Origin of the sequence: Clostridium thailandense (assembly GCF_019207025.1) — a bacterium.
In the GTDB taxonomy this organism is placed as follows: domain Bacteria; phylum Bacillota; class Clostridia; order Clostridiales; family Clostridiaceae; genus Clostridium_AM; species Clostridium_AM thailandense.
In genome coordinates, this window is sequence record NZ_JAEEGC010000104.1 from 1 (window position 1) to 9395 (window position 9395).

General features: G+C 34.7%; 8 protein-coding genes and 1 riboswitch. Of the genes, 7 read left to right on the forward strand and 1 reads right to left on the reverse strand.

Annotated features, from left to right (window positions below):
- Positions 1 to 186: 186 nt before the first annotated feature.
- Positions 187 to 1548, reverse strand: a complete 1362-nt coding sequence (locus tag I6U48_RS18880; RefSeq protein WP_218322028.1) for a nucleobase:cation symporter-2 family protein — start codon at positions 1546 to 1548, stop codon at positions 187 to 189.
- A gap of 474 nt (positions 1549 to 2022) precedes the next feature.
- Positions 2023 to 2124, forward strand: a riboswitch (purine riboswitch).
- Positions 2125 to 2506: 382 nt separating this feature from the next.
- Between I6U48_RS18880 and I6U48_RS18885 the strand changes: the two genes are divergently transcribed.
- The 7 genes from I6U48_RS18885 to thiH all read left to right on the forward strand — a co-directional run bounded on the left by I6U48_RS18885 (position 2507) and on the right by thiH (position 9210).
- A complete protein-coding gene (locus I6U48_RS18885) occupies positions 2507 to 3304 on the forward strand; it encodes an FAD binding domain-containing protein (RefSeq protein ID WP_218322029.1) in 798 nt (265 codons plus the stop codon).
- A complete protein-coding gene (locus tag I6U48_RS18890; protein WP_218322030.1) occupies positions 3295 to 3744 on the forward strand; it encodes a (2Fe-2S)-binding protein in 450 nt (149 codons plus the stop codon). Before I6U48_RS18885 ends, I6U48_RS18890 begins: the two co-directional genes overlap by 10 nt.
- A gap of 2 nt (positions 3745 to 3746) precedes the next feature.
- The gene (locus I6U48_RS18895; protein WP_218322031.1) at positions 3747 to 6068 is read left to right on the forward strand and encodes a xanthine dehydrogenase family protein molybdopterin-binding subunit; all 2322 of its coding nucleotides are present in this window, start codon (positions 3747 to 3749) and stop codon (positions 6066 to 6068) included.
- Between the two features lie 143 nt (positions 6069 to 6211).
- Positions 6212 to 6409: a sulfur carrier protein ThiS gene (gene thiS / locus I6U48_RS18900; protein ID WP_218322032.1), complete on the forward strand. Its 198-nt coding sequence runs from the start codon at positions 6212 to 6214 to the stop codon at positions 6407 to 6409.
- Position 6410: 1 nt separating this feature from the next.
- On the forward strand, positions 6411 to 7220 hold the full coding sequence (thiF, locus tag I6U48_RS18905) for a sulfur carrier protein ThiS adenylyltransferase ThiF (protein WP_218322033.1): 810 nt from the start codon (positions 6411 to 6413) through the stop codon (positions 7218 to 7220).
- Between the two features lie 47 nt (positions 7221 to 7267).
- Complete coding sequence (locus tag I6U48_RS18910; RefSeq protein WP_218322034.1) at positions 7268 to 8038, forward strand: thiazole synthase; 771 nt, start codon at positions 7268 to 7270, stop codon at positions 8036 to 8038.
- An 11-nt stretch (positions 8039 to 8049) separates the two neighbouring features.
- Positions 8050 to 9210, forward strand: a complete 1161-nt coding sequence (thiH, locus tag I6U48_RS18915; protein WP_218322035.1) for a 2-iminoacetate synthase ThiH — start codon at positions 8050 to 8052, stop codon at positions 9208 to 9210.
- Positions 9211 to 9395: the final 185 nt, after the last annotated feature.

Consider the following 9395-nt stretch of genomic DNA (forward strand, 5'->3'; position numbering starts at 1 on the left):
ATAGAAAGTCTCGGATATGAGGTTGTTCTACAAAAGACTTAGTTGTTTGGGGTTTTATGGTAAAATTTTAAGCCCGCCAATCGGCAGGCCTATTAGTCATGCATTTAATTAGGTTATCCTTAGAATAAGTTTTCAGGACAGCCCCTTTAATCTTAAGGAAATTTTTTATCATTAATTTAAATAATATTATATAATCATTCCAGATGAATCTGCGTCAGAAGTTTTTATGGAACTATGAGTATCCTTATCTCCATAATTTAAGAATGCATTAAGAATTACTGCAACTACTGATGCTGAAACTATACCACTACTAAAAATTGATTTGAAAATTGTTGGTGTATGATCAAGTAAGTTAGGTACAGCAGTGATTCCAAGTCCTATACCAATAGAACAAGCAACAACTAACATATTAGAATTTTTATTAAAATCAACGCTTGAAAGCATCTGTATACCAGCAACAGCAACCATTGCAAACATTATAGTAGTAGCTCCACCTATGACAGGCTGAGGAATAATAGTAGCTAAAGCCGCAAATTTAGGAACTAATCCTAGTGATACAAGAATAATACCAGAAGCAACTACAACGAAACGGCTTTTTACCTTACTTAAAGATAAAAGTCCTAGATTCTGGTTGAAGGTTGTATATGGAAACGAATTGAAGATCCCCCCGAGTATTGTAGCAAGTCCTTCTGCTCTAAGACCGCGTACAATGTCTTTTTCAGTGATGTCCACTTCACAAACCTTTCCAATTCCAAGAAATGTACCTGTTGATTCAATCATTACTGTTAACATAACGAAAGTCATCATAATTATTGAACCAAGGTCAAATTTAGGTAGACCAAAATTAAATGGATGAACAAAGCTTATCCATTGTGCATTTATTACTTCAGTAAAGCTTACTTTGCCCATAAATGCAGCAACTATTGTTCCTAAAATTATACCATTTAAAACAGAAATTGCCTGAAAGAATCCTTTTAAAAATTTATTAGATATTAAAACTACAAGCATTACAAATCCCGCTAACAAAAGATTAGACACACTTCCGAAATCTTTTGCACCTGAACCACCACCAATGCTGGTAACTCCAACATTTACTAAAGAAAGACCGATCATTGTAACAACAGATCCTGTTACAACTGTTGGAAAAAATCTTAATATTTTTCCATATAAGGGTGCGATTAGAACGACAATAATTGCAGCTACTATAATAGAACCATAAGCTGTTTGCATTCCTAAACTTTTGCCAATAATAATCAACGGACCAACTGCTGCGAAAGTACATCCTAAAATAGCTGGTAATCTTATACCCATATATGGACCGACCCCAATTGCTTGTAACAAAGTTGCAATTCCGCAGGTAAATAAATCTGCAGCTACTAAAAGTGCTAACTGTTCTGGAGTTAAACCTACAGCACCACCAATGATTAATGGTACAGCTACTGCACCTGCATACATTGCAAGTACATGTTGTAAACCTAAAGTAGCAAGCTGTCCTATTGGAAGCATTTCATTTACTTTTTCGTCTTTTCTTAAATTCTTTTGTGACATAATGAACCTCCTAAATAAAACTTTCATAATAATTTTGAATAATTCCAAACCTGCTTGTCTATAAACAATGTATATTATGTGATTCATAAATATACATTGTTTATAGACATAGGTTATTTTGCTAGGTTTTTTGTTTATGTACTATATTGTATCACAAATTATCAAAAAGTCGAATATTTTTTAATAATTTATAAAAATAATTCGTATTGACACAAATTATTTTTATAATAGCGAACTTAACATTATAGATAACTACACCAGACACTTAACTTATAAAAAATATTAATTAGTAGCAGTTAACACAAGTTAAATATTTTTTAGAGGACAGAGGACAATTGTCAGAGGACAGTGAAGGAGGATTTTTCTTCTAATTCTCATAGTATAAGTTAAGTGTCTGGTGTAGGTATCTATATATTACTTAAAAATTTTGTAGAAAAAAGATTTGTCCTTTTTGCGAAAAATATGATATAATACTAACAAATTGTAAAAAAAACTCGTATATCATCGGTAATATGGTCCGAAAGTTTCTACCTGCTACCCGTAAATTGGCAGACTACGAGGTATTTTATTTTTGTGATAAGAATTTTTATATTCTTTTTTGTCATGAAAAAAACACCTCGATTTATAAATTGAGGTGTTTTTTATTTTGCTGAATAAAGCACATTTAACTGAAATGAATGTGTCTAAGATAAAAAGTTAAAAGAAAATATTAAATCGGATTATTGCGAATGTTTTTTGGATATTTAATAAAAACATTCGCAAAATTTTTAAAAAAGTCTTTTATTAATTGGTTAATTAAGATATAATATATACTGCTGTGGTAAAAATACGAACTATAAGACATTTGACGGAATTGATAAACAGCAAAGTCTAGTTGGTAACTCCTAGCTTCAAAAGCGGGAGTTATATGTGTGTAAGGAATTAATTGGAATTTTTAGTTTGTAAGGGGGAAATATTAGTGTTTACAATACAGAAATTAGTACAACCAGAAACTATTGAGGAAGCATATAAGCTATTAATTGAAAAAAAATCTAACACTGTTATTGGCGGTTCCGCCTTTTTAAGAATGGGTTCAAAAAGAATAGGCACAGCTATAGATCTTTCAAAGCTTAATTTAAACTACATAAAAGATTATAGTGATTATATAGAAATAGGAGCTATGACTACCTTTAGGGACATAGAGACAAATAATGAGTTGAAAAAATATTTTAATGGGTTATTACCTAAATCTGTAAGCAATATAATAGGTGTTCAGTTTAGAAATGTAGTTACAGTAGGTGCTACAGTTTATTCAAAATATGGATTTTCAGATTTTATAACAGCATTGTTATCTTTGGATGTTGATGTTGAATTGTGCGAAACAGGAAGAATATCTCTAGAGGAATTCCTAAATATGCCTTATAAAAAAGATATATTGACTAAGATATTCATAAAGAAGAATAATACAAAGGCTTGTTATAAGGATTTTAGAAATTCTATAAGTGATTACCCCATATTAAATGTGGCTGTTTCAAGCACGGACAGTCAATGGAAAATAGTTGCAGGAGCTAGGCCAAGAGGAGCAGGTATCGCTAAAAATGCTTCACTAGAATTATCAAAAGGATCATTAACTGATAAAGAAATAGATAATGCAGCAAATATGGCATCAGAAGAATTAGCTTTTGGAAGCAATATGAGAGCTGAAGGGGAATATAGAAAGGTTATATGCAAAGTATTAGTTAAAAGAGCAGTAATGGAGGTACTACAATGCAAGTAGAATTTACTTTAAATAATAAAAAAGTTAATTTTGAAATAGAAGCTGACGAATTTCTAGCAGATACACTAAGGGCACAGGGTATGTTAAGTATAAGAAAAGGATGTAACACAAGCTGTTGTGGGCTTTGTACTGTTTGGATAGATGGAAAACCTACTTTATCTTGTTCTGTTCTATCAATAAGGGCTCAGGGGAAAAATATCACCACCATTGAAGGCCTTGAAAAAGAAGCTGATGAATTTGCAAAGATACTTGTTTCAGAAGGTGCAGAGCAATGTGGCTTCTGTAGCCCTGGCTTTATTATGACAGTAATTGCTATGAAAAATGAATTGGTAAATCCAACAGAAGAAGAAATAATACATTATTTAACTGGAAACTTATGTAGGTGTACGGGTTATATGGGACAATTAAGAGCAGTTAAGAAGTATTTGGAGGTAGTGTAACTATGAAGATAGTTGGTAAAGGTATTGCAAAGATAGATGGAATGGCAATTGCTACAGGCAAGCCTGTTTATACAGAAGACTTAGCGATGAAAAACGCTTTAATTATAAAAATACTTAGAAGTCCACATGCTTTTGCTAGGATTAAATCTATTGATGTGTCAAGAGCAGAAAAACTAGAGGGAGTAGAATGTATCCTCACCTATAAGGATGTACCAGATGTGAGATTTACCTTAGCTGGACAATCTTATCCAGAGCCATCTCCCTATGACAGCTTAATTTTAGATCCTATAGTTAGATATGTGGGAGATGAAGTTGCAATTATAGCTGCTGTAGATGAAAAAACTGCATTGAAAGCCATGAGGCTTATAAAGGTTGAATACGAGGTTTTTGAGCCTGTGATTGATTTCGAAAAGGCAGAAGGGCATAAATCCATTGTTCACCCAGAAGAAGATCTTCATTGTAACTTTAATATTGGGATGCAAAAGGATAGAAATGTAGTAGCTACTGAAAATATAGAAGTTGGAGATGTGGACAAGGTATTAAAAGAATGTGACACAGTAATTGAAGAGACTTATTATACTCAAGCCCAGGCTCACTGTATGATGGAAACCTATCGTGCTTTTAATTATCTTGATCATATGGGAAGACTTGTAGTAGTAAGTTCTACACAAATTCCTTTCCACGTTAGGAGACATTTAGCTAGAGCTTTAAAAATACCAGCAAGTAAAATAAGAGTTATTAAACCAAGAATAGGAGGAGGCTTTGGTGCCAAACAAAGTGATCCAGTAGAGGTATATTCTGCAATAGTAACTCTAAAAACTGGAAAGCCGTCCATGATAATCTATGATAGAAAAGAAACCTTTGAATGCACTAGCAGTCGTCATGCTATGAGAATAAAAGTGAGAATGGGAGCGGATAAGGAAGGATACATAAGAGCTATAGACATAGACGTTTTATCGGATACAGGAGCTTATGGAGAGCACGCTTCCACAGTATTTGGTTTAGTAGGGCACAAAACTCTTCCTTTATATAACAAGACAACAGCTGTTAAATTTACAGGAACCGTAGTCTATACAAATAAGGCACCAGCAGGAGCTTTTAGGGGCTATGGAGCTACTCAAGGAACCTTTGCCGTTGAAAGTACAGTTAACAAATTAGCAAAGGAATTAAAGATTGATCCTGTTGAACTTAGAGTTAAAAACTTAATAAAACAAGGAGAAACTTGTTTAATACATGGAGACGAAATCTTGGGAAGCTCTACTTTACACGAATGCATAGAAAGAGGAAAAGAATTGATAGGATGGAGTGAAAAATATCCACGTAGAGAAATAGGAAACAACAAAGTAAGAGCTGTAGGTATGGCAGTAACTATGCAGGGATCGGGAATAGCAAATATTGATACAGCTTCTGCAGAAATAAGATTAAATGATGATGGTAATTACACACTTCTTATAGGTGCTACAGATATGGGAACAGGCTGTGATACTATACTTACTCAAATGGCTGCAGAAATTTTAGATGCCCAAATGGATAAATTTGTAGTAAATTCAGCAGATACAGATGTTTCACCTTATGATCCAGGTTCTTATGCATCAAGTACAACTTATGTTACTGGAATGGCTGTTGTAAGAGCTGCAGAGGATTTGAAAAAGCAGATTATAGAAAGTGGAGCTAAATTCATGGAGGTTTCTGCTGATAATGTAGAATTTGATGGAGAAATTATAAAAACTCTTGATGAAAGCAAGTCTATGAGTTTAGCAAAATTAGCTGAATTTCTTGTGTTAGGAGTTGGAAAAAAACAATTAATTGGAAGTGCTACTTATGGTAATGAACAGTCTCCGCCACCTTTTATCGCAGGCTTCACAGAGATAGAAATAGATAAAGAGACAGGAAAGTTTGAGGTAATTGATTTTGCAGCAATAGTTGACTGTGGAACTGTTATAAATCCGAATTTAGCTAGAATTCAAACAGAAGGTGGAATCGTTCAGGGAATAGGACTAGCTATGTATGAAGATGTTAAGTTTGATGATAAAGGAAGATTACAGACAAACTCCTTTATGCAGTACAAAATTCCTTGTAGAAAAGATATAGGAAATATAATAGTAGACTTTAAGCCAAGCTTTGAGCCAACTGGTCCTTTTGGAGCTAAATCTATAGGAGAGATTGTTGTAAACACACCACCTCCAGCTATTGCAGATGCAATCTTTAATGCAGTGGGAGTTAGAATAAATACTCTTCCAATAACGCCAGAAAAAGTATTTATGGCGCTTAATGAGCAAGAAAGCTATATGGAAGATGATGATAGAGAATTAGTAATGGTCTAATTTATAGTAAAGTTTAGTTTGACACTAATTTAACGTGATGATATAATGAATGGCAGAGTGTGAAGGTCACACGAAGGGGTACACCACCACGGGTGTAGTTTTTCGTGTGGCCTTTTTTTGATTTTAAAAAAAGAGGTGATCAAATGATAAAAATTAATGGAAAAGAAGTAAATTATGAAAAAGAAATTCTGCTAGATGAACTTCTTATTCGGGAGGGGTATTCGCTTCAGAAAATTGCAGTTGAGTTTAATGGTGAAATAGTAACAAAGGCTCAGTATAAACAAACTAACATTAAAGATGGCGATTCGCTAGAAGTAGTTAGCTTTGTAGGGGGGGGTTAATATGGATTTATACATAAATGGAAAAAGAAGAACAACTAAAGACTCTTCGCTTCACTCACTAAAAGCAAAACTGTATCCCAAAAATCCTTCTATTATTACAATTTATAATGGTTTTCAAACAGAGAATGATGCTGAGCTAAGCGAGAATGAGCATATATCTTTTATAGAAAAAGGGGTAATGCCTTCAGAAGATGAATTAGAAGCATTAATGGTGGCAAGACATACTCCCTATGTTCATGAAAAAGTAAAGAATGCGAGAGTTGGAATTGCAGGACTTGGCGGTCTTGGCTCTAATATAGCTGTGGCTCTAGCAAGAACAGGTGTTGGACATCTTCATTTAGTAGACTTTGATATAGTAGAGCCCAGCAATTTAAATAGACAAGCATATAAAATAAGTCATCTTGGAATGAAAAAAACTGAGGCTTTACAAGCAGAACTTAAGGATATAAATCCTTACATTAAAATTTCTATCGATGATATTAAAATAACAGAAGAGAATGCTGCTTACATATTTGAAAATGATCCTATTGTGTGTGAGGCATTTGATAGACCTGAATATAAAGCAATACTAGTAAATACTTTATTAGAGCAAAAAACAGGGATTAAATTGGTTGCGGCATCCGGTTTAGCTGGCTTCGAGAGCAGCAACTCAATTAAAACTAAAAAAGTATTTAAAAACTTTTATCTATGCGGAGATGAGACAAGTAGTGCACAGCCAGGTAGAGGATTGATGGCGCCTAGAGTAAGCATCTGCGCTGGGCATCAGTCTAATATGATTCTGAGGCTAATATTAGGAATAGAAGAAGTATAAAGATTATGTTAAAAAATAAAAACTGTAAAGATGGGAGAGAAGATATAATGAAAAATGATATATTAAAAATTGGAGGACATGAGTTCTCGTCAAGATTTATTTTAGGTTCAGGAAAATATAACTTAGAATTAATTAAGGCAGCAGTAGAATATGCTGGTACACAGATGATTACTCTAGCATTAAGACGTGCAAATACGAATGGAAATGAGAATATTTTAGATTATATTCCAGAAGGCGTAACTTTGCTGCCTAATACATCAGGAGCTAGAACTGCAGAGGAAGCTGTTAGAATTGCAAGATTGGCAAGAGAAATGAGCTGTGGAGATTTTGTAAAGGTTGAGATCATTCGTGATTCAAAATACCTGCTTCCAGATAACAGTGAGACTATTAAAGCTACAGAAATTCTTGCAAAGGAAGGCTTTGTAGTAATGCCATATATGTATCCAGATTTGAATGTAGCGCGTGATTTAGTTAATGCAGGAGCAGCCTGTGTTATGCCGCTAGCATCACCAATTGGTTCTAATAAAGGCTTATGTACAAAAGACTTTATCAAAATATTGGTAGATGAAATTGATCTTCCAATAATTGTTGATGCAGGAATTGGCCGACCATCTCAAGCTTGTGAAGTCATGGAAATGGGTGCTGCAGCGGTTATGGCTAATACAGCAATTGCAACTGCAGGGGATATTCCAGCTATGGCAGGATCTTTCAGACAAGCTGTTGAAGCAGGTCGTGCAGCATATCTTTCTGGATTAGGCCGTGTATTAGACAAGGGTGCAGCCGCATCTTCACCAATAACTGGATTTTTGGAAGAATAGGAGGTGGAGTCATGAAGGAAGAACGTGTAAATCATATGGAATATATGCCAGGGATGGAAGTATTAGAATCAGATGTAATGGATCAGGTTATAAGTGGCATGGAAGCTTATGACTATAACAAATATAATGCGGCAGATGTACAAAGAGCTCTAAACCATGATTACCGTACATTAGAGGATTTTGCAGCCTTGCTATCTCCAGCAGCAGCTCCTTTTCTGGAACAAATGGCTCAATTAGCGAAGGAGGAAACAAGAAAACATTTTGGTAATTCCATTTATATGTTTACACCTTTATATATTGCTAACTATTGTGAGAATTACTGTATTTATTGTGGCTTTAACTGCTATAACAAAATACGCCGTGCAAGATTGAATTCTGAAGAAATTGAAAAGGAAATGCAGGCTATAGCTAAGACTGGATTAGAAGAAGTGCTGCTTCTTACTGGAGAAAGTAGAAAGATGTCAGATGTAAAATACATTGGAGAGGCATGCAAAATAGCACGTAAATATTTTAAGTTAGTAGGACTAGAAGTATATCCAATGAATTCTGATGAATATGAGTACCTTCATAGTTGTGGTGCAGATTTTGTTACTGTATTTCAGGAAACTTATAACTCAGATAAGTATGAGACTCTTCATCTAGCAGGACATAAGCGTATATTTCCTTATAGGCTCAATGCTCAAGAAAGGGCATTAAAGGGCGGCATGCGTGGAGTTGGCTTTGCGGCTCTGCTTGGATTGGATGATTTCCGTAAAGATGCTTTTGCTACAGGTATGCATGCATATCTTCTTCAGAGAAAATATCCACATGCAGAGATTGCATTTTCTTGCCCAAGACTTAGACCGATTATTAATAATGACAAGATTAACCCTAAAGATGTACATGAACCACAGCTTTTACAGGTAATTACAGCATATCGTCTCTTTATGCCTTTTGCCAATATAACTATTTCAACAAGAGAGTGTGCTAGATTCCGTGATAACGTGATCGGCCTAGCAGCTACTAAGATTTCAGCTGGCGTTAGTACTGGAATCGGAAGTCATGGTGAAGAGGTAGAGGATACAGGAGACAGCCAATTTGAAATTGCGGATGGCAGATCTGTAGAAGAGGTATATGAAGCAATTAAAGCACGTGGCTTGCAGCCTGTAACAAACGATTATGTTTATGTGTAGGGGGATAAGATAAGGCTGCTGCACTTATAGAGGTTCATGGCTGACACTTAACTTATACTCCGGAATATATTGCTATTCTTCCGGCACGATAAATACTTTTGACAAGTCTAAAGCCCATATTTTTAAAAAAGCTAAGAATCTTTGATAACTCGCTGTGCTCAGTCGGACCAACTTATCAATTACCA

Bases quoted from the DNA above. Each gene is read 5' to 3' on its own strand.
- I6U48_RS18910 (WP_218322034.1), top strand. From the start codon at position 7,268: ATGAAAAATGATATATTAAAAATTGGAGGACATGAGTTCTCGTCAAGA.
- thiF (WP_218322033.1), top strand. From the start codon at position 6,411: ATGGATTTATACATAAATGGAAAAAGAAGAACAACTAAAGACTCTTCG.
- thiH (WP_218322035.1), top strand. From the start codon at position 8,050: ATGAAGGAAGAACGTGTAAATCATATGGAATATATGCCAGGGATGGAA.
- I6U48_RS18895 (WP_218322031.1), top strand. From the start codon at position 3,747: ATGAAGATAGTTGGTAAAGGTATTGCAAAGATAGATGGAATGGCAATT.
- I6U48_RS18890 (WP_218322030.1), top strand. From the start codon at position 3,295: ATGCAAGTAGAATTTACTTTAAATAATAAAAAAGTTAATTTTGAAATA.
- thiS (WP_218322032.1), top strand. From the start codon at position 6,212: ATGATAAAAATTAATGGAAAAGAAGTAAATTATGAAAAAGAAATTCTG.
- I6U48_RS18880 (WP_218322028.1), bottom strand. From the start codon at position 1,548: ATGTCACAAAAGAATTTAAGAAAAGACGAAAAAGTAAATGAAATGCTT.